This window comes from Amycolatopsis sp. NPDC049688 (assembly GCF_040674975.1).
GTDB lineage: Bacteria > Actinomycetota > Actinomycetes > Mycobacteriales > Pseudonocardiaceae > Amycolatopsis.
Window position 1 is genome coordinate 73,119 of record NZ_JBFANY010000019.1, and the last position, 22,433, is coordinate 95,551.

Sequence of the window (22,433 nt, forward strand, 5' to 3'; positions counted from 1 at the left end):
AGTAACGTTCACAATGTCCCACCGTGGTTGACTGTTGATGAAGCAAAAGAGGCTGATTGGCCTAGACCAGAAGTCGGGAAACCACCATGACGACGAGCCTTCCGACGGCGTTGACCATCGCCGGGTCGGACTCCGGCGGCGCCGCCGGGCTGCAGGCGGACCTGCGCACGTTCCTGACCTGCGGCGTGCACGGCCTGGTCGCGGTCACCGCGGTCACCGTGCAGAACACCCTGGGCGTGCACGACCGCGCCGACCTGCCGCCGCACATCGTGGCCGGCCAGATCGAGGCCGTGGCGGCGGACATGGGCGTCGGCGCGGCGAAGACCGGCATGCTGGCTTCGGCCGAGATCATCCACGCCGTCGCGGCGGCGTGTGACAAGGCGGGCATCGGCCGGGACGAAGAGATCCCGTTCGTCGTCGACCCGGTGGCGGCGTCGATGCACGGCCACCCGCTGTTCGACGAGGCGGGGCTGCACGCCCTGCGCGACGAGCTCCTGCCGCGCGCGACCGTGCTGACGCCGAACCTCGACGAGGTCCGCCTGCTCACCGGGATGACGGTGACCGACCGCGAGGGCATGCACACCGCGGCGGTCGTGCTGCACCGGATGGGCCCGAAGTACGTCCTGGTCAAGAGCGGCCACCTCCAGGCCGACCCGGAGTGCGTGGACCTGCTCTTCGACGGCTCGACGTTCGTGGAGCTCCCGGGCAAGCGCTACTCGACCCCGCACACGCACGGCGCGGGCGACACGATGGCGTCGGCACTCACGGCGGGCCTGGCGAAGGGGATGCCGGTGGTCGAGGCCGCGCGCTACGGCAAGTGGTTCGTCTCGCACGCGGTCGAGCACGCGTACCCGATGGGCGCGAAGGTCGGCCCGGTCTCGGCCTTCTGGCGGCTGGCTCCCGAGGAGCGCTGAGCACGTGTCCGGTTACCGTCCCTGCGTTTGCTGATCCTTGGCCAAGCGGCAGCGGGTAGCTCAGTCGTCCGCGATCAGGGCTTCGAGGGCCGGGATCGCCGCCGTCAGGGCTTCGCGGTGCTCGGGCGAGAGCCGGTCGAGCCGGCGGTTCAGCTCCTGCACGCGCGTCGACCGGACGCCGGAGACGAGCCGCTCGCCCTCTTCGGTCGCCTTCGCCAGCCACGCCCGGCGGTCGACCGGGTCGGACTCCCGGCTGACGTACCCGGCCTCGACCAGTGACGCGATGATCCGCGACATGGTCGCCGCGGCCACCCCCTCCTTGGCCGCGAGGTCACCGAGCCGGAGCTGGCCCGCGTGGACCAGCGTCGCCAGCGCCGAGATGGCGCCGTGGCCCGGCCCCGGCACACCGGCCTGCCGCAGTGACCGGGACAGCCTGCCCACGGCGAGGTACAACCTGCCCGAGACGTCCTGGACCGATGTGCTCGTCACGGCTGGCTCCTTCTGCCCTGTGCCCCGGAAATGCCGTCCACCTTACGGGCTGGCGGTGCACACTCGGCGTGAAGGCGCCCTGGTTCACCGGGGTGGACTCGACGCCTGAGCCCAGAAACGCTGCGGCACCCGCCCGGCGCCCCGGGCCAGGTGACCGGCGACGACGGCGGAGCGCATCGCCGCGGCCATCCGCTCGGGATCGGCGGCCCGGGTGACCGCGGTCGACAGCAGGACGGCGGCGCAGCCGAGCTCCATGGCGAGGGTCGCGTCCGACGCCGTGCCGATCCCGGCGTCCAGGATGACCGGGACACCCGCCCGCGACACGATGAGCTCGATGTTGTGCGGATTCCGGATCCCGAGCCCGGTGCCGATCGGCGCGCCCAGCGGCATCACCGCGGCGCAGCCGGCCTCCTCCAGGCGCAGCGCGAGCACCGGGTCGTCGTTCGTGTAGGCGAACACGGTGAACCCGTCGGCGGCCAGCCGTTCGGCGGCGTCGAGGGTTTCGATCGGGTCCGGCAGCAGCGTCCGGTCGTCGGCGTGCACCTCGAGCTTGACCAGGTCGGTTTCCAGGGCCTCCCGCGCGAGCTGGGCGGTGAGCACGGCTTCGGCGGCCGTCCGGCAGCCCGCCGTGTTCGGCAGCAGCTCGATGCCGAGCCGCTTGAGCAGTTCGATGACGCCGGAGCCGCCTTCGGCGTCGGCGCGGCGCATGGCAACGGTGGTCAGCTCGGTGCCGGACGCCACCAGCGCGCGTTCCAGCACGGCCAGGTTGGCCGCGCCGCCGGTGCCGATGATCAGCCGGGACGTCAGCTTGGTCGTGCCGATGACCAGGGGTTCTTCGTCCACTTCAGCCTCCCTGGACCGCGGTGAGCACGTCGAGGACCGCACCCTTGGGCACGGTGGTGGCCGCCCAGTCGGCGCGGCGGACGACGACGCCGTCGACCGCGACCGCGATCCCGGGCCGTTGCCCGCCGGTGGCGTCGAGGACGTCGGCGACGGTGGCGTCGTCGGGGAACGCCGTCCACTCGCCGTTGAGCTTGATCTCCATCACACGTGCTCCTTCCGGTGCAGGCGGGCGGGGGACGCGGCCGCGGTGCCGTCCGGCGGCTCGTCCCCCTCGAGCCAGGCGACCACGGCGTCCGCGGTCACCGGGGCCATCAGCAGGCCGTTGCGGTGGTGCCCGGTCGCGGCGAAAACCCCGCCGTCCAAGGCACCGAGGTACGGCAGCGCGTCCCGGCTGCCGGCCCGCAGGCCCGCGGCGGTCTCGGCCAGTTCGTACTCGGTGATCGCGGGGAAGACGCGTTCGGCGCCTTCGAGCAGCTCACGCACCCCGCGGGCGGTGACGGCCCGGTCGAACCCGGCCTCGTACTGGGTGGCGCCGAGGACGAGCTCGGCGTCACCGCGCGGGACGAGGTAGATCGGGCGGCCTTCGACGACGGCCCGGACGGTGTGCGCAGGCGGCGGCAGGCAGCCGCGGCGGGCCTTGAGCCGGAGGATTTCGCCCTTGAGCGGGCGGACGGCGTCGGCGAGCAGCGGGTGCAGGCGCCCGGTCCAGGCGCCCGCGGCGAGGACGACGGCTTCGGCGTCCGGGAGTTCTTCGACGCGCTCTCGCACGAACCGGACGTTTCGCCGGTGGCACGCCGCGTATAGGGCTTGCAGGAGTTTCCGGTTGTCCACGGCCAGGTCGCCGGGCACGTGCAGTCCGCTTCGGACGGATCCGAGGCCCGGTTCGAGCCGTTTGGCTCCCCGGCCGGTGAGCCGCTCGGCCGCGCGGCCGAGTTCGTGCAGGTGGGCCGCCAGGATGTCGAGGTAGCCGGCGTCGGCGCTGTCGAAGGCGACGACGAGCGTCCCGTGCCCGGCCAGCCCCGGATCGAAGCCCTCTTCCCGCAGGTCACGCGCGAAATCCGGCCACCGTTTCAGCGACTCCTCACCGAGGCGGAGGACGTCCTCCTCGCCGGGCCACGCCTCGGTGACGGGCGCGAGCATGCCGCCGGCCAGCCAGGACGCACCGCCGCGGGCGGGTTCGGGGTCGTACAGGGTGACCTGGTGGTTTTTCGCGGCGGCGCGCCACGCGGCGGCGAGGCCGATCACGCCGCCGCCCACCACAGCCAGGTTCGTCATGGAATCACGCTCCCTGCGCCGGCATGACCCGGATCAGGTTCCACGGTCGGAGCGGCAGCTCCCTCTCAGCCCGTGCCTCGGGCTCCCGTGCGGACACCTCCACCTTAACGGGCGGGGTACGGTCGCCGCTATGCCCGCCCTCTCCGGTGACAAGATCCGCGCCCGCCTCGACTCGGCGCGCCTGTACCTCTGCACGGACGCCCGCACCTCGCGTGGGGACCTGGCCGCCTTCGCCGACGCGGCCCTGGCCGGCGGCGTCGACATCGTCCAGCTGCGCGACAAGACCGGCGCCCTGGAGGCGGCCGGCGAGATCGCGGCGCTGGAGGTGCTGGCGGAGGCGTGCGCCCGGCACGGCGCGTTGCTGTCGGTGAACGACCGCGCCGACGTGGCGCTGGCGGTGGGTGCCGACGTGCTGCACCTGGGCCAGGACGACATCCCGGTGCCACTGGCCCGCCGCATCCTGGGCGACGACGTCGTGATCGGCCGTTCGACGCATTCGCTCGACCAGGCGCTCGCCGCGGCCGCGGAGCCCGGCGTGGACTACTTCTGCACGGGCCCGTGCTGGCCGACGCCGACCAAGCCGGGCCGCCCGGCCCCGGGCCTGGACCTGGTGCGCGCGACGGCGGCCTGGGCGCCGGACCGGCCGTGGTTCGCCATCGGCGGCATCGACGAGCCCCGGCTCCCCTCGGTGCTGGAAGCCGGGGCGTCACGGATCGTCGTGGTCCGGGCGATCACCGAAGCCGAGGATCCCGAGGCCGCGGCGCGGGAGCTGCGGGCCCGGCTGCCCTGATCACGGGGTCGGCGTCGTTGCCGCGCCCTTGCTGGTCGGCGGGGTCGCCGTGGTCGCCGGCGCCGAGGTCGACGGCTGCTCGGTCGTCGTGCTCGGGGTGGTCGTCGGGGTCTCGGACGACGTCGTCGGTGCCGTCGAGGTCTGCGACGGCGTGGTCGTCGTCTCCGTCGGGGAGACCTGAGTGTCGTCCGTGCTGGTCGGAACGGTGGTCGACGGGGTCGGCTTCGAGCGGCCCGAGTCGCCGAAGATCTTGCCGATGCTCGCGCCCGTCCCGCCGCCGATCTGGGTGCCCGTCGCCGACTCGAAGCCGACGATCGAGAGGATCGCCACCGCGAACGCCGCCAGGCTCGTGCCGATGACCAACGGCCAGCGCAGCTTCTTGAGCCGCGCGGACAGCGCGGGCGCCGTCGTGGGCTTCTCCAGCTGGACCGTCGGCTGCTCGGTGATGTCGACCGCGGGCCCGCGCCGCCGGATGCCCGACGTCGCCAGCTGACGCGCCTTGAGCGCCGCCGCGCGGGTGCGCTCCAGCGAGCGCAGGTACAGCTCGCTGCCGACCGTCGACACCACGCTCGCCACGCCGGCGCCGATCACCGTGCCCGCCACGCCCAGTGTCGAGCCGAGCAGCGCCGCGGTCACCGCCGCCAGCGCCGCTGCCAGTACCTGCGCGATCCGCAGGCCCGACTTCTCTTCCTTCTTCTCCTCTGCCGAAGCCGCTACGTTCTCCTTGCTCATGATCCCGATCTAGGTAGTCCGTGTTCTCCCCTGTCCAACGCTTAAGGCGCGTGAGGCACTCCCCTCGTTGCCGCAGCGTGAGGAGGACCACTTCGTCTGTCCATAATAGACACTCCAGTCCGGACGTTTTCTTGACATACTCGGCACATGGAACTGGTGACGATCTCTGACATCGAGGCCGCCGCGAAGCGCGTCGCCGATGTCGCCGTGCGCACGCCCCTGTTGCCCCAGACCTGGGATCCCCGCGGAACCCTGTGGCTCAAACCCGAAAACCTGCAACCGGTCGGGGCGTTCAAGGTGCGCGGCGCGTTCAACGCCATCGCCACCCTGGACGACGCGACCCGCGCCCGCGGCGTCATCGCGTACTCCAGCGGCAACCACGCGCAGGCAGTCGCGTACGCCGCGCAGCGGTACGGAGTGCCCGCAGTGATCGTCGTACCGGACGTCACGCCGCGGATCAAGGTCGAAGCCACCCGGTCGTACGGCGCCGAGGTGATCGAGGTGCCGATCGGCGAGCACGAGGGCAAAGCGCGTGAACTGGCCGCCGAACGCGGGCTGACCCTCGTCCCGCCCTTCGACCACGCGGCCATCATCGCCGGGCAGGGCACGGCCGGCCTGGAGATCGCCGAGGACCTGCCGGACGTCGACGTGGTGCTGGTCCCGGTCAGCGGCGGCGGGCTGGCGGCCGGCGTCGGCACGGCGATCCGGGCCCGCTGCCCGCGGGCGCGCGTGATCGGCGTCGAGCCCGCGCTGGCCGCGGACGCCGCCGACAGCCTCCAGCGGGGTGAGCTGGTCCGCTGGCCGCAGGCCGACCGCGCCAAGACGATCGCCGACGGCCTGCGGTCCCAGCCGTCCGAGTTGACCTTCGCCCACCTGCGGGAAGTCGTCGACGGGATGGTGACGGTCACCGAGGACGAGATCCGCGAGGCGGTCCGCGTCCTGGCCCGCAAGGCCCGGCTGGTGGCCGAGCCCAGCGGCGCGGTGACGACGGCGGCGTACCTGTCCCACGCCGGCGAGCTGCCGCCGGGCAAGACGGTCGCCCTCGTCTCGGGCGGCAACGCCGACCCGGCGCTGTTCGCCGAGATCCTCGCGGGCTAGGAGCCGGCGACCGGGGTCCCGCCGCCGCGGATGTGCGTCGGCGGGCCCTCGACACCGCAGTGGTAGCACTCGCCCAGGTGCGGACACTCGTCGTCCGGCTTGGCCGTCTCCGGCGGGGCCAGGACGCCGTTGTGGATGCCCAGCGCGATCAGGCCGCCGGCGATCGCCAACGCCGCGCAGATGACCAGCGCCGTCCGCCAGCCGGCCGTCAGCGCGACCGGGTCCGCGTACGCCTCGCCGGTCAGCCCGGCCGCCGCCGGCAGCACCGCGACCGCCAGCAGGCCTCCTGACCGGGCGATGGCGTTGTTGACGCCGGACGCGACACCGGCGTACCGGTCCGGGGCCGCGGCGAGCACCGTCGCGGTCACCGGGGCCACCACCGTCGCCAGGCCCAGGCCGAACACGACCACCGCAGGCAGCACCGTCCCGAGGTAGGACGCGCCGGGCGCGATGCGCAGCATCAGCAGCATCCCGATGCCGACCACGATCGGGCCGACCACCAGCTGCGTCCGCGGTCCGATGCGCTGGGCGAGCGCGCCGGAGCGGCCCGAGAGCAGCAGCATGATGACCGTCAGCGGCAGCCCGGCCAGCCCGGACGCGGTCGGCGAGTAGCCGAGCGAGACCTGCAGCTGCATGACCAGCAGCATCATCACCCCGCCGAGCGCGGCGTAGACGACGAACGTCAGCGCGTTCGAGAGGGTGAACGTGCGGTCGCGGAACAGCGACGGTGGCACGAGCGGCTCGTGCGAGCGGTGCTGGACGGCGACGAACGCGGCCAGCCCCGCGATCCCCAGCAGGCCCGCGACCAGCACGATCGGGTCGCCGACGCCGCGGGCGGGCGCCTCCACCAGCGCCCCGGTGATCCCCGCGAGGCCGAGGGCGCCGAGGGCCGCGGCGCCGAAGTCCGGGTGCCCGGTGGCGTCCGGATCACGGGATTCCGGGACGAACCTGCGCGCCATGAGCACCACGGCGACCGCGATCGGCACGTTGATCAGGAACGCCAGCCGCCACGACCACACCTGCACGAGGAAGCCCCCGAGCAGCGGCCCGGCGGCGGCCGCGATGCCGCCGAGGCCGGACCAGGCGCCGATCGCGCGGGCGCGGGCGTCGTGCGCGAAGGACGCCTGGAGGATCGCCAGCGACCCCGGCGTCAGGAGCGCGCCGCCGATGCCCTGCAGGATCCGGGTGGCGACGAGCATCTCGGTGGACTGCGCCGCGGCGCACAGGCCGGAGGCGACGCCGAACCAGACGACGCCGACGAGGTACATCCGGCGCCGGCCGTACCGGTCGCCGAGCGAGCCCGCGACGAGGATCAGCGCGGCCAGGGCCAGCATGTAGCCGTCGAGGATCCACTGGAGCCCCGCTACGGAGGCGTCGAGCTCGGCGCCGATGCGGGGCAGGGCGACGTTGACGATGGTGCCGTCGAGCATCGCCATGCCCGATCCGAGGATCGTGGTGGTGAGCACGCCGCGAGCGGCGTGCGTCCCCCATCGGATACCGGTGTCTTCCGTGGCAGTCACGTGCTCACTCCACCGCGCCCGGAGATCCCCGTCAACCGCGCCCTACGGCAGCAGCGTCGTCACGAACTTGTAGCGGTCGCCGCGGTAGACCGAGCGGGCGAACTCGACCGGCTTGCCGTCGGTGGCGAACGAATGACGGGTCAGCATCAGCACCGGCATGCCGACGTCCGCGCCGAGCATCTCCGCTTCCTGCGGACCCGCCAGCGACGTCTCGATCGTCTCTTCCGCGCGCTCGAGTTCGACGCCGTAGTGCTCGCGCAGAACGGCGTACAACGAACCGCCGGCCGAGACGTGCTTGCGCAGCCCGCGGAACCGGCCGAGCGGGAGGTGCGTCGTTTCGAGCGCCATCGGCTGCGAGTCCGCCAGTCGAAGGCGTCGAAGGCGAAGGATTTTCGCGCCGGTCCGGATTCCGAGCAGCTTCGCGAGGTCGCCCTCGACCGGCATTTCCTCGACTTCCAACAGTTTCGACGACGGCTTCAGGCCCTGCTTGCGCATGTCCTCGGTGTAGGAGGACAGCTGCAGCCGCTGCGCGAGCTTCGGCTCGGCCGCGAAAGTGCCCTTGCCCTGCACCCGGTGCAGCCGCCCCTCGGCGGTCAGGTCGGCCAGCGCCTGGCGCACGGTGGTGCGGGAGACCGTGAACTCCCCGGCGAGCGCGCGTTCGGTCGGGATCGGCGACCCCGGCGGCAGCACGTCCAGCAGATCGAGGAGGTGCTGTTTCAACGCCCAGTACTTGGGCTCGCGCTGCCCGCGCATCCCGGCGACGGCGGCCGCCTCGCCCGTGGTGGTGGTCTCCAACATGCCCGGCTCCCTATGCCTTCCCTCATCGCACGCCACGTCCCCGTAAGAAACGTACCCTTTTCCCCAAACGCGCCGCCCCTATAACATTGGTCTAGACCTGACCGACGCCGCCTGAGTCCGGTACATAATGCCGGAGGTGGAGAGGAAAATGATGACCGAACAACGGCCCGGCGAGCACATGGCCGCGGAGATCGCCCAGCAGCCGGACGTCCTGGCCGGACTGGTGGCGCGTCAGGCGGAAATCGCCGAAGTGGCGGAAAAGATCTCACAACGCCCGCCGCGGTTCGCTTTGCTCGCCGCGCGTGGATCGAGCGACCACGCAGCGTTGTACGCGAAGTACCTGATCGAGGTACTCCTCGGCCTTCCGGCCGGTCTGGTCTCCCCGTCCACGGCCACGCTGTACGGCGCGCGGCCGGACCTGCGGGACGTGCTCTTCGTCACGGTGAGCCAGAGCGGCGGCTCGCCTGACCTGATCGAGGTCACCGAAACGGCGCGGCGCCAGGGCGCGCTGACCGTCTCGGTCACCAACACCCCGGACTCGCCGCTGCGGGCGGCGTCCGAACTCGGCGTCGACATCGGCGCGGGCCTCGAGAAGGCCGTCGCCGCCACCAAGACGTACTCGGCGACGCTGATGGCGCTGTACCTGCTGATCGACGCGGTGCGCGGCGGCAAGGCGGCCGACGCCGAGAAGATCGGCGAGCTGGCGCAGCAGACGCTGGACGGCGCCGACGAGGGCGTGCAGCGCGCGGTGGACCGGTACCGGTTCGTGAACCGGGTGCTCACCGCCGCCCGGGGCTACTCGTACGCGACCGCGCTGGAGGCGTCGCTCAAGCTCGCCGAGACGAGCTACCTTGCGGCCCGCGCGTACAGCGGCGCGGACCTGCTCCACGGCCCGGTCGCGGCGGTCGACGACCAGACCGCGGTCCTCGCGGTGACCAGCGCCGGGCACGGTGCCGAGGCGATGCGCGAGGTCATCGACGCCGTCGGCAAGCGCGGCGCGGACGTCGTCGCGGTCGGCTCGGCGTCGGCGGAGACGCCGGCGGCGCTGCGCATCGACGTGCCGCAGACCGTCGAGGAGCTGGCGCCGATCCTGGAGATCCTGCCGATCCAGCGGATCGCGCTCGGCCTGTCGCTGGCCCGCGGCGGCGACCCGGACAGCCCGCGCGGCCTGCTGAAGGTGACCAAGACCCGGTGAGCTTCGCGATCGGCGTCGACGCCGGCGGCACGTCGACCAGGGCCGCACTGGTCGACGCCGCCGGCGCGGTGCTGGGCGTCGGGCGCGGCGAAGGCGCCAACCCCAACGCGCACCCGCCGGAGGTCGCCGCGGGCCGGGTCGCCGAGGCGATCACCGCGGCGCTCGGCACCCGCGACCCCGGCGCCGTGCGGGCGTGCGTCGTCGGCATGGCCGGGGTCAGCAAGCTGAGCGACGAGAGCGTGGGCGCGGTCTTCGACGCGGCGTGGACGCGAATCGGTCTCACGTGTGCCGTCCGGACGGTCGCCGACGCCGAAGTGGCGTACGCGTCGGCGACCTCGGCGCCGGACGGGACGGTCCTGGTCGCCGGCACCGGTTCGATCGCCGGCCGGATCCGGAAGCGGCGGCTCGCGGGAACCACCGGCGGCTACGGCTGGCTGCTCGGCGACGAAGGATCCGCGTTCTGGCTCGGCCGCGAGGCCGTTCGCTCCACTTTGGAGGCACTCGGCCGCGGGCGGCCGCTCGACGGGCTCCCGTCGGCGGTGCTCGCCGCCGCGCTCGGACCGTCCGCTTTGGACGTCCGGACCGACGCCGGCCGGCTCGCAGCGTCCCGCGCGTTGATCACCGCGGCCAACGCCGAGGCGCCGGTGCGGCTCGCCCGGTTCGCCCCGCTGGTGAGCGCGGCGCACGACGCGGGCGAGCCCGCGGCCCGGGAGATCGTCACCCGCGCGGCCGAGCTTCTGGTCGCGAACGCGCTCGCGGCGCGCGAGCCCGGCGAGTCGACCCCGGTCGTGCTCGTCGGCTCGGTGCTCACCGGAACGAGCCCGGTCGGCGCACTCGTCCGCCGCCGTCTGGCCGATCTCGAGGTGCTGACCAGCTCCGATGGCGTGCTCGGGGCGGCCTGGCTGGCCGCCGTGGACGCCTTCGGCGAGGGCACGCCGCGCCCCCCGGCGTGAGGATCTCGAGCAAAACGCGGCGCAAAGCCGCGAAAACGTCGACTGAACCCGGGTAGTCCGGGTACCGTAGGCAGTGGCCCCCGGACCCTCCCCCCTCGCCGGGGGCCGCCTTATGCCCCGGGTACGTCGTCGGAGCGGGTTTCGGGCGCCAGGCGCAGGCCGGGATGCTCCGGCGGCAACGCCCGGTAGAGCACCCAGCCACTCACCGCGACGGTCAGCGCGACCAGCGGCCACGACAGCACCGTGCGGGCCACGCCGAGCGCGATCACCTGGCCGGACCACCACAGCAGGCCGTAGACGGCCACGCGCAGCGTGTACTGGCCGAACACCCAGACCCAGCTGGCCCGCGAGTACGCCTTCAGCAGGGCCGGGTCACGGCGCCAGCGCGTCTTCTGGCCCAGCAGCAGGCCGACGACGACGCCGAGCAGCGGCCAGCGCACGACGATGCTGGCCGCCCACAGCAGCGCGCTGGCCACATTGGACATCAGCTGCAGCAGGAAGAAGTCCTGCGCGCGGCCGGTGTGCAGGGCGATGAGAGCGGCCGCGACGACGGCGGCCAGGCTGACGACCAGCGCGCGCACCTTGCCGCCGCGGGCGTACCGGTAGATCCCGAGCGCGACGGCGACCGCGATGGCGGCGCCGGCGCCCCAGGCGACGGACTGCCCGGCCGCGAGCCAGCCGGCGACGAAACCGACGGGCGGGATGCTGGCGTCGAGGGCGCCCCGGCGGCCGCCGAGGATCTGCGCGAGCGACTCACGGGGTTCTCCGGACACGTGTCCAGCCTGCCGGATCCGGTCCGGGACGCCCCGGGCAGGGAGATTTTCGCCACATCGGGGCCCCTGTTTGTGTCCGAGTGTGCTGTTTCACGGCATGCCGAAGGTGAAGACTACGTAATAGAGAGGCGCAGAAGGCCGACAAGATAAGACACTGTTACCGCTGGCTGAACGCCCGTGGTGGCGGCGGGGGTGGCACCCCGATGCTTAGTTGAGGTGTACAACTACATGTCGGGGTGTGTTCGGTCGCAGGATCTCGCAGGATGGGAAGGGGACCCACGTGTTCGGATTCGACAGCTATGTAGCCCTCGGTGACAGCTTCACCGAGGGGCTCAACGACGCCCTGCCGGACGGGTCCTTCCGCGGCTGGGCGGACCGGCTCGCGGAAATGCTGGCGGGCGGCGAGCCGGGCTTCCGGTACGCGAACCTGTCCCTGCGCGGCAAGATGCTCGACGAGATCCTGGACGAGCAGCTGCCGATCGCCCTGGAGCTGAAGCCGGACCTGGTCACGCTGTGTGCGGGCGGCAACGACATCATCGTGCCGGGCGCGGACGTCGACGCGGTTGCGCTGCGCCTGGAGGAGGGCGTCGCGAAGCTGCGCGAGGCGGGCATCCCGGTGCTGATGTTCAACGGCCCGGACACGAAGGTGCTGTCGGTGATGTCGGTCCTGCGCGGCAAGGTGGCGATCTACAACACGCACCTGTGGGCGATCGCGGAGCGCTACGGAGCCCGCATCGTCGACTTGTGGACCATGGGCCCGCTGCACGACCGCCGCGCGTGGAGCGACGACCGGTTGCACTTCTCGCCGGACGCCCACCGGCGGATCGCGTTGAAGGCGGCGGAGGTGCTGGGGATCCCGGTGGAGGCGGACTGGCGGGAGCCCTGGCCCGTGGAGGCGGTGCCTTCGCGGTGGCTCGACTCGCGGCGGTCGGACCTGACGTGGACGAAGGTGCACCTGCTGCCGTGGATCCGGCGGCAGATCCGGGGTGAGTCGATGGGGGACGGGTTGTCGCCGAAGCGGCCGAAGCTGGCGCCGTTGGTGCCGTTGGATGTGCTCGAGGTGCCGGACGGCGCTCAGCAGCAGGCCAGCTGAGGGTTCAGGTCGCGGCTGCGGTCGGGTTCGGCTGCTCCGCTCGCCGGGTCCTCCGCGCGCCGGACTCCTCGGGCTGCGCCCCCGGTATCCAGCCTATCCGCCACCTCCGACAGAAAGTGCCCGACCGATCACAGCCCCTCAAGTTGTCCACATGTCGACTTACCTGGGGACAACTTGTGGATCGCCACCCGGATTCAGGTCGCCAACCCGCTGCACCCGGCTTACAGTCCCCTTATGTCCGGTGGTCAGCGGTGGATCCTCGGGGTCCCGATCGCGGTGCTGGTCACAGCACTGCTGGCGGGGGTCGCCACCTGGGCTCAGTCCGGGAGCATGGAACGCGACCTCACCGCGCGGGCGCAGACCGCGCTCTTCGAAGCCGGGTTGCCCACCGGGGATGTCCGGTTCGACGGGCGGGATGCCACCCTCAGCGGCTTCCCACCCGAGCAAGCCCTGCGAGCCCTCGAAGTCGTCCAGGGCGTCGATGGTGTGCGGGCCGCCAAGGTCAACGGTGATGTGACCCCCGTTGCGCCGGCGAGCACCAGCGCGAGCCCGACGACGAGCACCCCCACCACCAGCAGCAGCCCGCCGCCGACCACCAGCACCACCGCGCCGCCGCCGACCGACAAGGCCGGGGTTCAGGCCGAGATCGACCGGATGCTCACCGAAGCTCCCATCAGCTTCGAACCGGACTCCGCGCGGCTCACCGCCGACGGGACCCAGGCCGCCCGCAGCATCGCGATCGCCCTGGCCAAGGCGCCCGCCGGTTTCCGGTACCGCGTCACCGGGCACGCCGCACCGGGGCCCGGCGGGGAAAGCTCCGCCCTGAAGCTCTCCCGGGACCGCGCCCGGGCCGTCGCGCGGATCCTCACCGGCAACGGGCTGGCCGTCAGCCGCGTGACCTACCGGGGGCTGGGCGACACCCGGCCGGCCACCGGTGGCGAAGAAGACCGGCGCGTCGAAATCACAGTCGTCTAAGGGGTGATGGCAGATGGTGTGGCTGTTCGGGCAGATCTGGCTGTGGCTGATCGTCGCCTTCGCCCTCGGTGCGCTCACCTCGTGGCTGCTCCAGCGGGCCACGCGGAGACCGCGGCCGGAACCCGAGCCCGAACCACAGTACGAACCGCAGTACGAACCGGAGCCGCCGCCACCGCCGCTGTCGGCCGAGCAGACGCAGTTCATCCCCGCCGCCTGGGCGCAGCACCCGCCGGAGCCGCGGCCACCCGCCGCCGACGAACCCGAGCCCGTGGGTCACCGCGAAGGGCACCTGCCGCTGCCGCCGCAACGCGGCGCGGACGCCGAAGACTGGCCCGCCGAAGACGAACCCGCCTGGCCCGAGTCCGAAGAGGCCACCCCGCAGTGGCCGCACCAGCCTGGGCGCGGTGCCTGACACCCATCCTGGTAAGTTCGGCTACGCACTGTGAGCGCGCAAGGAAAAGGGCTGAGAAGGGGGTGGCGTGGCGCTCCCCCATTGGACGTCGCAGCAGGTCCTGCCACCGGGCCGGCACGCGGGCGACCTCGCCGACGTCTACGAACGCCTGGTCTTCGACGCCCCGCACCAGAACGAGCGCGAGATCCTGTTCAGCGCGCTCAACAGCTACCTCGGCGTCGCCCGGCGGATCATCCCGTCCGGCCGCGCCTGGATCGGCGGCGAGCTCATCACCCGGACGGCCCACCCGCCGCAGAGCCTCGACGTCGTCCTCATCCCGGACGAATGGGGCGCCCTCAAGCGGCTCGACGGCGCCGGCCGGTCCGCGCTCTACGGCCTGCTCACGCTGCGCGGCGTGATCGTCGGGCAGCCGGCGATGTACCTCGATCAGGTGCAGCCGGTCGGGGGCATGCTGGACGGCTTCCTGTGCCGCCCCGGCGACGAGGACGTGTGGGCCGAGGTCTGGGCCGAAGGCGGCAGGGGCTACCCGGAGATGATCTGGTGAGGAACGAGTTCCGGCGCATCGCCGACGAAATCCCCGGCGGCACGTGGCTGGACGACCTGGCCCGCGCCTCGGCGATGGCGGCCAACGCGAAGTTCGAGCGGACGTCCCGCTCGCCGCTGCTGCACGTCTCGGTGATCGGCGAGCAGACCATCGACGCCTACACGTTCTCCGACATCAGCCGCGCCCTGCAGGACGCGACGGCGAAGATCGGGCACATCATCCGGAACCCCTCCGGCGAGGTCACCCAGGTCCAGCAGACCGACCGGGACAAGGCGCCGCTGATCCAGCGCGGCCAGGCGGGCAACGCCATCTTCTTCGGCTTCCCTGAGCCGGTGGCCGACGACGCCCTGATCGTCGACGGCATCGAGACGCTGTCCGAGCGCGCGGTCAAGGAACTGTGCGACTTCCTGCCGGCGAACGGCTCGGACGACGGCGCGCTCGACGCCGTGCTGCTGCAGCGCGACACCGTCCGCAACGCGGTCAGCGACATCGTCAACGCCGTCGCGAAGAACGCGGGCATCGGGATGGCGCTGACCCCGACCGCGGGCGAACAGGTCACCCGCAGCATGACCACCGAGCAGGCCCGGATCCTGCAGGGCAGCCTCCGCGAGTCCCGCGAAGAGGTCGGCTACGAGACGGTCCGCGGGCGGCTCGACGGCGTCCGCACCCGGCGGCGGATCTTCTACCTCGACCGCGAGTCGGGCGGCACGATCCAGGGCGCGGTGGCGCCGGACCTGCTCGACCAGATCAAGGAGAACCTCGACCGCCCGGTGACCGCCCGGTTGCGTGTCGTGCGCACGACGACGATCGACGGCCGCCGCGGCCGGCCCGTCTTCGAACTCCTCGAAATCACCCCGGAAGTCAGTCTTTTCGACTGAGAAGTCCGGTATGCGACTTTGGTCTTGAACGCTGTGACCTACGGTCGTCGTAGGCCTCACAGTGGTGCCGGGATGTCCGTACGGTATTTACGATACCCGCTGCGAGGTCGGCAAAGACCGCGCCGAACAGTGGGAACTCCGACATTCTTCCCATTGATCATCGGGCCACGCCATGCCCGCGATGTCAGGAAATATCGATACCTGACCCGAAATGGTGGGACAATGACTTTTTCCAGAATGTAACAATTTCGTTCGGGGCCACACTTATGGGTTAACGTCGTCGCACTCCCACCCGAAGGGGTCCGCATGATGACCGACCCGCAGTACCCGCAGGCCGCCGCGCGCCACGGAAGACCCGCGCCGCCGGTGACGGCCACGGAGCGTCGTCGAGCCAACGCGAAGTCCGGACGGAACATCCTGGCCATCGTCGGCCTGCTGCTCGCCGTGGCCGCCCTGATCGTCACGTTCATCCCGGATGTCGAGTTCGTGGCGTGGCCGCTGGGCGGGCTCGGGCTGGTCCTGGCGATCGCCGGGCTGGTCCAGGCCAAGAAGGGCGCGGCGGGCGACCACGGGCTGGCGCTCACCGCCACCGGCGTCTCGGTGGCAGCGTTGCTCACGACGGCCGGGATGCTGCTGTACTCGACCTTCTTCAGCGGCGGCGAGTCCGGGCTCCACCTGCCCGCGGTGGCCGGCGACAAGCACGCCGTGACGTTCCAGGTCACCTCGGCCGGGGGCGCTACGGTCCGCTACGGCAGCCTCAACGACCAGCGCACCGAGAACGCGCCCGCGAGCACCGACGCCTGGCTGGGCAAAGCCTCGTACAACAATGGCTCGTACCTGTTGACGCTCACCGCGGACACGCGAAATGCGGATGTCACCAACGAAATCAAGTGCGCCATTCTGGTCGACGGCAAGAAGGTCGCGGAAAACACCGGGACGACGATCGCGCTCTGCACGGCGAACGTGGGCTGAGCCGCCTGGCGACCGGCCGGCCTACCCCCATCTCGGCCGGCCGGGCCGCCACGAGCCGCTCCTGGCGGCTCCCGGCCCCGCCGCGGTTTCCCGCGCGGGGCCCGGCACCGGCGTCTCCGCCTGCCCCTCCCCTAGGGCTCAGCCGGCACCGCCGAACCTACGCGGACACCGCCCGCGGCCACTAAGAATCCACTAAGGATTCAGCGCACGGGCCCCCGCCGTGACCCATTCGCAACCCGAGCCGGAAAACCGGGAAACGTCTTACTGGAGATCGGCGAGTTCGGCACGGACTTCACCGACGAGCTTCGGGTGCACCCGCTCGTAAATGCGCACGCACAACGCCAGTTGTTCCCGCGCGCCGTCGATGTCGCCGCGGGCGCGAAGCACCCGGCCCAGCGTCAGCCGCAGCGCGCCCTCGCGCGCGACGAACCCGCGGCTGATCGCCAGGTCGATTCCCTCCCAGACGTCCCGCTCGGCCGCCTCGGCGTCCCCGGCCCGCAGGCTGAGCTCGGCCAGCCGGTCCAGCGCGACGACGACCCGGTCGTCGTCGCCGAGTTCGCGGTCGATCCGCAGGCCGGCGCGCTGGTGGGCGATCGCGTCGGCGAGCCGGCCCGCCCGCTTCTCCGCCTGCGCGCAGCTGCTGAGCGCCTGCCCCCGCAAGGTGACGTCGGGAGCCTCCCCCACGGCCTTCGTGAGCCGCTCGATGGCCTTCTCGTGCTCGCCGAGCCGGCTCAGCGCGCGTCCGACGTGCAGGTCCGCCGACGTGCCCAGCCGCCGGTCGGCCAGCGGTCCGGCGAGCTCCGCGGCCCGTTCGGCGTCCGCGAGCCCGAACCCCGGCAGCTCGAAGGTCAGCGCGATCTCGCACCGCGCGAGCCGCAGCCAGCACTGCCCCGCGACGTCGCCCGCGGCTTCGGCGGCGGCGACGCCGAGGTCGGCGGTGCGCGTCCACTCGTCCAGCAACGGGCAGGCGACCCGGTAGGTGTGCCCGAGCCGGGCCAGCCGCCAGACGTCGTCGTAGCGGCCCGCGGCGTACGCGGCGTCGAGCACCGCGAGCAGGTTCGGCCACTCCGCGGCGAACCAGTCGTGCGCCTCGTCGTGGCCGCGCAGCGGGGGCATCGCGTCGTCGGCGAGCACGTTCGAGAAGTCGAGCGGGTCGGCGACCCGGCCCAGCCGGCGCCGCGCCCGGTCGGCCACCGCCTGGTAGTAGCGGATCGTCCAGCCCAGCGCCTCGTCGCGGTCCTTCTCCCCGAGCTCCTGCTCGACGAGCTCCCGCAGGTACAGGCAGACGAGGTCGTGCGGCACGAAGACGTCCCGCTCGGTTTCGGCGATGAGGTTGTGCGCGGCCAGCGCGCGCAGCCGCCGCCGGGCCTCGGCCACCGGGATCTGCGCGACCGCGGCCATCAGGTGCGGCCCGACCAGCACCCCGGGGATCGCGCCCAGCTGCAGGAACGTCTCGGCGATCTCGCCGGGCAGGCCGCGGAAGGAGACGTCGAACGCCGCGCGCACGCTGTCGTCGGCGCCGTCGACCTGCAGCCCCGCCAGCCGGGTGCGTTCGTTGCCGAGCTCGTCGACGAGCTCCTCCGCGGTCCGCTGCGCGCTCGCCGAGAGCCGTGCGCCCGCGATCCGCAGTGCGAGCGGGAGGTAGCCGCACAGCCGCGCGAGGGCGTGGTTCAGGCTTGCCGGGCCGGCGAGCTCCTCGATGAGCTGGACGGCGTCGTCGGGGGCGAGGGTGCCGAGGACGCGCTGCTTGGCCGCGTTCGACACGGTGAGCCCGTCGAGGCGCGACCGGCTGGTCACCACGGTCATCGTCCGCGCGCTCGGCGGCAGCAGCGGGCGCACCTGCTCGGCGGTGCGGGCGTCGTCGAGCAGCACCAGCATCCGCCGCCCGGCGATCAGGGACCGGTAGAGCGCGACGCGTTCGTGCAGCAGCTCCGGGATCTTCGCGGTGTCGACGCCGAGGCCGAGCAGGAACTGCGTGAGCAGCTCGGCCGGCTCCAGCGGCGGGTGGTGCGGGTCGAAGCCGCGCAGCGACGCGAACAGCACGCCGTCCGGGAACCGGGAGGCGACCCGGTGCGCCCACCACACGACCAGCGTGCTCTTGCCGACGCCGGCGGTTCCGGTGACCACGGCGATCGTCGGCTCCCCGGCTTCGACCCGGGTGACCAGGCCGTCGAGCCAGGCCAGCTCCTCAGCGCGCCCGGCCAGGCTGGGCACCGCGGCGGGCAGCTGGGAAATCGCTTTCGCCGGCTCGCTGCCGGTGGCCGGGGCGACGACGTTGCGGGCCGGGAGGTCGTCGTTGAGCACCCGTTCGTGCAGCCAGCGCAGCTCGGCGCCGGGCTCGACGCCGAGAGTGCCCAGCGTCGCGCGGGAGACGGTCCGGTACAGCTCGAGCGCGTCCCCGCGGCGGCCGGCGTGGTACAGCGCCCGCATCAGCTGCCCGGCGGTCCGCTCGGCCAGCGGATCGGCCCGGACGATCGGGCTGAGCTCGACGATCAGCTCCGCGTGCCGGCCGAGTTCGAGGTCGGCGTCGACGCGGGCACCGTGCACGGCGAGGCGGAGGTCCTCCAGCTCGGGGGCCTGCAGGGAGTCGGGCACCCCGCCCAGCGCGGGACCCTGCCACAGCGCGAGCGCTTCGGCGAGCAGCGCGGCCGCGACCTCCGGCGTGGCCACCGACGCGCGGTCCAGCAGCGTGCGCGCCCGGTGGACGTCGATCCGGTCGGGCTCGATGTCCAGCCGGTAGCCCGGCGGGGTGGTGAGGATGCTCGGGCCGTCGAGCCCGCGCAGGATCCGGCGCAGGTGCGAGACGTTGCCGTGGACGATGGTGCGGGCGGTCGCGGGCGGGTCGTGCCCCCACAGCGCGTCGATGATCTCGTCGAGCGCGACGACCTTGCCGGGCTTGAGCGCCAGCAGCGCGAGCAGTCCGCGGACGCCGGGCCCGCCGATCGGGACGGGGTCGTCGCCGTGGAACAGCTGGACGGGCCCGAGCAGCTGGAGTCGGGTCCGGGCCATGCGCGCGCCCACCTCCCCGGTTCCACGGTGTGCCGGCGTCGCCCCCGCCGGGAAAGTCAACCTACCGTGATCGGCGGACGGCGAATACCACCCGGCCGGGCCGGGACCAGGACGTTTCGTAGCGCTGCGGAATCCGCAGCACCGGCGTCCCGGCCGTACGGCATCCACCGGCCTACCCGACCGGACGACACGCGTACCCCGGCGGACGACACGGCGCACCCGGCCGGGTCGTGCGTGTCGTCCATCCGGGTACGCGAGTCGGCCACGTGGGTACGCGTGTCGTCCGGCGGGGTACGGACATGACACGACCCCGTACCACCGGTCCCGATCCGGTGGTACGGGGTCGTGCTGAAACTTCCGGCCGGGCCGCCAGGGGGCCGGTCCGCCCGTCGTCGCCGTGGACGACCGGGCGGGTGTGCTCACCCCGAGCGAAGCACCCGCCGCCGGTCGTCCGCGAAGACGTGTTGCGCGGACCACACGCCCGCGCGGTGGTCGACACGGTAACAAAGCGCACCGGGCCGGTCACGGGCGGGTCTCACCAACGCCGGAGTCAACCGGGCAAAACTCCCATACGGCTCAGCGTTTGATGGGCGTCGAGTCGCGGCCGGCGATGAACGCGGGCCGCGGCGCGCTCGCCGCGAACGGCTCCTGCAGGGCGTTGTCCACGCTGTTGAACACCAGGAAGATGTTCGAGCGCGGGTACGGGGTGATGTTGTTCCCGGAGCCGTGCATGATGTTCGAGTCGAACCACAGGGCCGAGCCCGCCTGGCCGGTGAACTGGTCGATGCCGTGCTCGGCCGCCAGCTTCGTGATGTCGTCTTCGCTGGGCACGCCCACCCGCTGGTCCTTGAGCGAGCTCTTGTAGTTGTCGTCGGGCGTCTCGCCGGCGCACTGGACGAACGTCCGGTGCGAGCCCGGCATGATCATCAGGCCGCCGTTGAACGGGTGGTTGTCGGTCAGCGCGATGGAGCAGCTGACCGCGCGCGGCGACGGCATGCCGTCCTCCGCGTGCCAGGTTTCGAAGTCCGAGTGCCAGTAGAACCCGGTGCCCTTGAAGCCGGGCATGTAGTTGACGCGGCTCTGGTGGATGTACACCTCGGAGCCGAGCAGCTGCCGCGCTCGGTCCAGCACGCGCGGGTCGCGCACCAGCTCGGCGATCAGGTCCGAAATCTCGTGGACGTCGAAGATCGACCGGACCTCACCGGTCTTCGCCTCGGTGATCACCCGCTCGTCCCGGGCGAGCTCCCGGTCGGAGGACAGCCGCACCAGCTCCTGCCAGTAGGTCTGCACCTCGCCGACCGACAGCATGCCGTCGACCACGGTGTAGCCCTTGGTCTCGTGGTTCGCCAGCGTGGCGGCGTCGATCGGGCCGTCGGCTTCGGTACCCCACACGGTGGGGTGCACGCGCGGCAGATGCGCCGGCGTACCGGTGATCCGGGTCGGGTACCGGTCGTCGACCCGGGTGTCCGTCAGCGTCACGGGCTTCGCCTCCTGTTCCTCTCCGGTCCTCACTCGGTGATCAGCGGGTACACGCCGTTTTCGTCGTGCACCTCGCGGCCGGTCACCGGGGGGTTGAACACGCACACGCACTTGATCTCGGTCTTCGGGCGGACCTGGTGCTTGTCGTGGTCGTTGAGCAGGTAGAGCGTGCCGGGCTTGAGCTCGTACACCTTGCCGGTGGCCAGGTCCTCGATCTCGCCTTCACCCGAGGTGATGAACACCGCCTCGATGTGGTTGGCGTACCAGAAGTCGTTGACCGTCCCCGCGTAGAGCGTGGTCTCGTGCACCGAGAAGCCGACGCCCTCCTTGGCGAGGATGATCCGCTTGCTGCGCCAGTTCTCGGTCTTGATGTCGGCGTCGGTGTCGGTGATCTCGTCGAGCGTGCGGACGAGCACGGTGAACTCCTTACTTGGTCAGGACGGCCTTGATGGATTCGTCGATGATCGACAGGCCCTGCGTGAGCTCGTCGTCGGTCAGCGTGAGCGGCGGCAGCAGCTTCATGACTTCGCCGTCGGGGCCGGAGGTTTCCATCAGCAGGCCGCGCGCGAACGCTTCGGCGCAGACGCGTCCGGCGAGGTCGCCGTTCGCGAATTCGATCCCGCGCGCCAGGCCGCGGCCCTTGGCGACCAGGTTCGCCTCCGGGTAGGCCTCGGCGATGCCGGAGAACGCGGTGGCGATGCGCTCGCCCTTCGCCTTGGTCGACTTCTCGAGCGCGTCGTCGCTCCAGTAGACGTCGATCGCTTCCTTGGCGGTGACGAACGCCGGGCTGATCCCGCGGAAGGTGCCGTTGTGCTCGCCCGGCTCCCAGACGTCGAGTTCCGGCTTGATGAGCGTCAGCGCCATCGGGATGCCGTAGCCGCTGATGGACTTCGACAGGCAGACGATGTCCGGCGTGATCCCGGCGTCCTCGAAGGAGAAGAACGGGCCGGTGCGGCCGCAGCCCATCTGGACGTCGTCGAGGATCAGCAGGATGTTGTGGCGCTTGCAGAGGTCGTCGAGCCCCTTCAGCCACTCCAGGCGCGCCGCGTTGATGCCGCCCTCGCCCTGGACGCCTTCGACGATCACCGCGGCCGGCTCGTTGAGCCCGCTGCCGGAATCTTCCAGGAGCTTTTCGAAGTACAGGAAGTCCGGCATCGCGCCGTCGAAGTACTTGTCGTACGGCATCGGGGTGGCGTGCACCAGCGGAACGCCGGCACCGCCGCGCTTCATCGAGTTGCCGGTGACCGACAGCGCGCCCAGCGTCATGCCGTGGAAGGCGTTGGTGAAGTTGATGACCGACTCGCGGCCGGTGACCTTGCGAGCCAGCTTCAGCGCGGCCTCGACGGCGTTCGCGCCACCCGGGCCCGGGAACACGACCTTGTAGTTCAGGTTGCGGGGGTCGAGGACCTTGTCGCGGAAGGTCTGCAGGAAGTCGCGCTTGGCCACGGTGAACATGTCCAGCGCGTGGGTGACGCCGTCGCGCTGGATGTAGTCGATGAGCGCCTGCTTCAGCTGCGGGTTGTTGTGCCCGTAGTTCAGCGCGCCGGCCCCGGCGAAGAAGTCCAGATAGGGCTTCCCGCTTTCGTCGTAGAGATGGCTGCCCTGCGCCCGGTCGAACACGACCGGCCAGCCGCGGCTGTAGCTGCGTACTTCGGATTCGAGCTCTTCGAAGATGCTCATGTGTTTCTTTC

23 protein-coding genes and 1 riboswitch are annotated in these 22,433 nt (G+C 71.9%); of the genes, 11 read left to right on the top strand and 12 right to left on the bottom strand.

Annotated features, from left to right (window positions below):
- The first annotated feature begins 86 nt into the window (after window positions 1-86).
- A complete protein-coding gene (gene thiD, locus AB0J55_RS39220; RefSeq protein WP_364260869.1) occupies window positions 87-914 on the top strand; it encodes a bifunctional hydroxymethylpyrimidine kinase/phosphomethylpyrimidine kinase in 828 nt (275 codons plus the stop codon).
- Window positions 915-974: 60 nt separating this feature from the next.
- On the opposite strand, the gene AB0J55_RS39225 is transcribed toward thiD, so the two are convergent.
- The 4 genes from AB0J55_RS39225 to thiO form a co-directional block, all read right to left on the bottom strand.
- Entirely contained in the window at window positions 975-1,403 is a 429-nt protein-coding gene (locus AB0J55_RS39225) for a MarR family transcriptional regulator (protein WP_003101725.1), read from the bottom strand.
- 84 nt (window positions 1,404-1,487) lie between these two features.
- The gene (locus AB0J55_RS39230; RefSeq protein ID WP_364260872.1) at window positions 1,488-2,246 is read right to left on the bottom strand and encodes a thiazole synthase; all 759 of its coding nucleotides are present in this window, start codon (window positions 2,244-2,246) and stop codon (window positions 1,488-1,490) included.
- A gap of 1 nt (window position 2,247) precedes the next feature.
- Entirely contained in the window at window positions 2,248-2,448 is a 201-nt protein-coding gene (gene thiS / locus AB0J55_RS39235; protein WP_364260875.1) for a sulfur carrier protein ThiS, read from the bottom strand.
- On the bottom strand, window positions 2,448-3,521 hold the full coding sequence (gene thiO / locus AB0J55_RS39240; RefSeq protein WP_364260878.1) for a glycine oxidase ThiO: 1,074 nt from the start codon (window positions 3,519-3,521) through the stop codon (window positions 2,448-2,450). Before thiO ends, thiS begins: the two co-directional genes overlap by 1 nt.
- A riboswitch (TPP riboswitch) is annotated at window positions 3,515-3,620 on the bottom strand. (Overlaps the previous gene by 7 nt.)
- A gap of 31 nt (window positions 3,621-3,651) precedes the next feature.
- On the opposite strand from thiO, the gene thiE reads away from it, so the two are divergent.
- The gene (gene thiE, locus AB0J55_RS39245) at window positions 3,652-4,311 is read left to right on the top strand and encodes a thiamine phosphate synthase (protein ID WP_364260881.1); all 660 of its coding nucleotides are present in this window, start codon (window positions 3,652-3,654) and stop codon (window positions 4,309-4,311) included.
- Here the strand turns inward: thiE and AB0J55_RS39250 are convergent, their stop codons facing one another.
- A complete protein-coding gene (locus AB0J55_RS39250) occupies window positions 4,312-5,043 on the bottom strand; it encodes a hypothetical protein (RefSeq protein ID WP_364260884.1) in 732 nt (243 codons plus the stop codon).
- A 147-nt stretch (window positions 5,044-5,190) separates the two neighbouring features.
- Between AB0J55_RS39250 and AB0J55_RS39255 the strand changes: the two genes are divergently transcribed.
- A complete protein-coding gene (locus AB0J55_RS39255; protein ID WP_364260887.1) occupies window positions 5,191-6,141 on the top strand; it encodes a threonine/serine dehydratase in 951 nt (316 codons plus the stop codon).
- Here AB0J55_RS39255 and AB0J55_RS39260 read toward each other — a convergent pair.
- Together AB0J55_RS39260 and AB0J55_RS39265 are read right to left on the bottom strand one after the other, a co-directional pair.
- Complete coding sequence (locus AB0J55_RS39260; protein ID WP_364260890.1) at window positions 6,138-7,661, bottom strand: MFS transporter; 1,524 nt, start codon at window positions 7,659-7,661, stop codon at window positions 6,138-6,140. The genes AB0J55_RS39255 and AB0J55_RS39260 overlap by 4 nt on opposite strands.
- Window positions 7,662-7,703: 42 nt before the next feature.
- Entirely contained in the window at window positions 7,704-8,459 is a 756-nt protein-coding gene (locus AB0J55_RS39265; protein WP_003071595.1) for a GntR family transcriptional regulator, read from the bottom strand.
- A gap of 148 nt (window positions 8,460-8,607) precedes the next feature.
- Here AB0J55_RS39265 and AB0J55_RS39270 point away from each other — a divergent pair, with 148 nt between their 5' ends.
- Window positions 8,608-9,654, top strand: a complete 1,047-nt coding sequence (locus tag AB0J55_RS39270; RefSeq protein ID WP_364260894.1) for an SIS domain-containing protein — start codon at window positions 8,608-8,610, stop codon at window positions 9,652-9,654.
- Window positions 9,651-10,607: a BadF/BadG/BcrA/BcrD ATPase family protein gene (locus AB0J55_RS39275; RefSeq protein WP_364260897.1), complete on the top strand. Its 957-nt coding sequence runs from the start codon at window positions 9,651-9,653 to the stop codon at window positions 10,605-10,607. Before AB0J55_RS39270 ends, AB0J55_RS39275 begins: the two co-directional genes overlap by 4 nt.
- A 110-nt stretch (window positions 10,608-10,717) precedes the next feature.
- Here AB0J55_RS39275 and AB0J55_RS39280 read toward each other — a convergent pair whose 3' ends face one another.
- Window positions 10,718-11,380 (bottom strand): DUF3159 domain-containing protein, encoded by a 663-nt coding sequence (locus AB0J55_RS39280; protein WP_364260900.1) that lies wholly within the window; start codon window positions 11,378-11,380, stop codon window positions 10,718-10,720.
- A gap of 280 nt (window positions 11,381-11,660) precedes the next feature.
- On the opposite strand from AB0J55_RS39280, the gene AB0J55_RS39285 reads away from it, so the two are divergent.
- The 6 genes from AB0J55_RS39285 to AB0J55_RS39310 all read left to right on the top strand — a co-directional run bounded on the left by AB0J55_RS39285 (window position 11,661) and on the right by AB0J55_RS39310 (window position 16,254).
- Complete coding sequence (locus AB0J55_RS39285; RefSeq protein WP_364260903.1) at window positions 11,661-12,473, top strand: SGNH/GDSL hydrolase family protein; 813 nt, start codon at window positions 11,661-11,663, stop codon at window positions 12,471-12,473.
- A 234-nt stretch (window positions 12,474-12,707) separates the two neighbouring features.
- Window positions 12,708-13,448 carry an OmpA family protein gene (locus AB0J55_RS39290; RefSeq protein ID WP_364260906.1) on the top strand — a complete coding sequence of 247 codons (741 nt, stop codon included), beginning with the start codon at window positions 12,708-12,710 and terminating at the stop codon, window positions 13,446-13,448.
- A 13-nt stretch (window positions 13,449-13,461) separates the two neighbouring features.
- Entirely contained in the window at window positions 13,462-13,860 is a 399-nt protein-coding gene (locus AB0J55_RS39295) for a hypothetical protein (RefSeq protein WP_364260909.1), read from the top strand.
- Window positions 13,861-13,927: 67 nt separating this feature from the next.
- Window positions 13,928-14,404, top strand: coding sequence for a hypothetical protein (locus tag AB0J55_RS39300; protein ID WP_364260912.1), 477 nt, complete (start codon window positions 13,928-13,930; stop codon window positions 14,402-14,404).
- Window positions 14,401-15,282: a hypothetical protein gene (locus AB0J55_RS39305; protein WP_003071616.1), complete on the top strand. Its 882-nt coding sequence runs from the start codon at window positions 14,401-14,403 to the stop codon at window positions 15,280-15,282. Before AB0J55_RS39300 ends, AB0J55_RS39305 begins: the two co-directional genes overlap by 4 nt.
- 306 nt (window positions 15,283-15,588) lie before the next feature.
- Window positions 15,589-16,254 carry a DUF4190 domain-containing protein gene (locus tag AB0J55_RS39310; protein ID WP_364260916.1) on the top strand — a complete coding sequence of 222 codons (666 nt, stop codon included), beginning with the start codon at window positions 15,589-15,591 and terminating at the stop codon, window positions 16,252-16,254.
- A gap of 261 nt (window positions 16,255-16,515) precedes the next feature.
- On the opposite strand, the gene AB0J55_RS39315 is transcribed toward AB0J55_RS39310, so the two are convergent.
- From AB0J55_RS39315 to ectB, 4 genes are all read right to left on the bottom strand, one after another.
- On the bottom strand, window positions 16,516-19,263 hold the full coding sequence (locus AB0J55_RS39315; protein ID WP_364260919.1) for a BTAD domain-containing putative transcriptional regulator: 2,748 nt from the start codon (window positions 19,261-19,263) through the stop codon (window positions 16,516-16,518).
- A gap of 576 nt (window positions 19,264-19,839) precedes the next feature.
- Window positions 19,840-20,742 carry an ectoine hydroxylase gene (gene thpD, locus AB0J55_RS39320; RefSeq protein ID WP_364260922.1) on the bottom strand — a complete coding sequence of 301 codons (903 nt, stop codon included), beginning with the start codon at window positions 20,740-20,742 and terminating at the stop codon, window positions 19,840-19,842.
- Window positions 20,743-20,771: 29 nt separating this feature from the next.
- Complete coding sequence (locus AB0J55_RS39325) at window positions 20,772-21,158, bottom strand: ectoine synthase (protein ID WP_310968817.1); 387 nt, start codon at window positions 21,156-21,158, stop codon at window positions 20,772-20,774.
- A gap of 10 nt (window positions 21,159-21,168) precedes the next feature.
- A complete protein-coding gene (gene ectB, locus AB0J55_RS39330; protein WP_364260925.1) occupies window positions 21,169-22,422 on the bottom strand; it encodes a diaminobutyrate--2-oxoglutarate transaminase in 1,254 nt (417 codons plus the stop codon).
- Between the last annotated feature and the right edge of the window lie 11 nt (window positions 22,423-22,433).

Bases quoted from the DNA above. Each gene is read 5' to 3' on its own strand.
- thiD (WP_364260869.1), top strand. From the start codon at position 87: ATGACGACGAGCCTTCCGACGGCGTTGACCATCGCCGGGTCGGACTCC.
- thiS (WP_364260875.1), bottom strand. From the start codon at position 2,448: ATGGAGATCAAGCTCAACGGCGAGTGGACGGCGTTCCCCGACGACGCC.
- thiO (WP_364260878.1), bottom strand. From the start codon at position 3,521: ATGACGAACCTGGCTGTGGTGGGCGGCGGCGTGATCGGCCTCGCCGCC.
- thiE (WP_364260881.1), top strand. From the start codon at position 3,652: ATGCCCGCCCTCTCCGGTGACAAGATCCGCGCCCGCCTCGACTCGGCG.
- AB0J55_RS39250 (WP_364260884.1), bottom strand. From the start codon at position 5,043: ATGAGCAAGGAGAACGTAGCGGCTTCGGCAGAGGAGAAGAAGGAAGAG.
- AB0J55_RS39255 (WP_364260887.1), top strand. From the start codon at position 5,191: ATGGAACTGGTGACGATCTCTGACATCGAGGCCGCCGCGAAGCGCGTC.
- AB0J55_RS39265 (WP_003071595.1), bottom strand. From the start codon at position 8,459: ATGTTGGAGACCACCACCACGGGCGAGGCGGCCGCCGTCGCCGGGATG.
- AB0J55_RS39270 (WP_364260894.1), top strand. From the start codon at position 8,608: ATGATGACCGAACAACGGCCCGGCGAGCACATGGCCGCGGAGATCGCC.
- AB0J55_RS39290 (WP_364260906.1), top strand. From the start codon at position 12,708: ATGTCCGGTGGTCAGCGGTGGATCCTCGGGGTCCCGATCGCGGTGCTG.
- AB0J55_RS39295 (WP_364260909.1), top strand. From the start codon at position 13,462: ATGGTGTGGCTGTTCGGGCAGATCTGGCTGTGGCTGATCGTCGCCTTC.
- AB0J55_RS39310 (WP_364260916.1), top strand. From the start codon at position 15,589: ATGATGACCGACCCGCAGTACCCGCAGGCCGCCGCGCGCCACGGAAGA.
- AB0J55_RS39315 (WP_364260919.1), bottom strand. From the start codon at position 19,263: ATGGCCCGGACCCGACTCCAGCTGCTCGGGCCCGTCCAGCTGTTCCAC.
- ectB (WP_364260925.1), bottom strand. From the start codon at position 22,422: ATGAGCATCTTCGAAGAGCTCGAATCCGAAGTACGCAGCTACAGCCGC.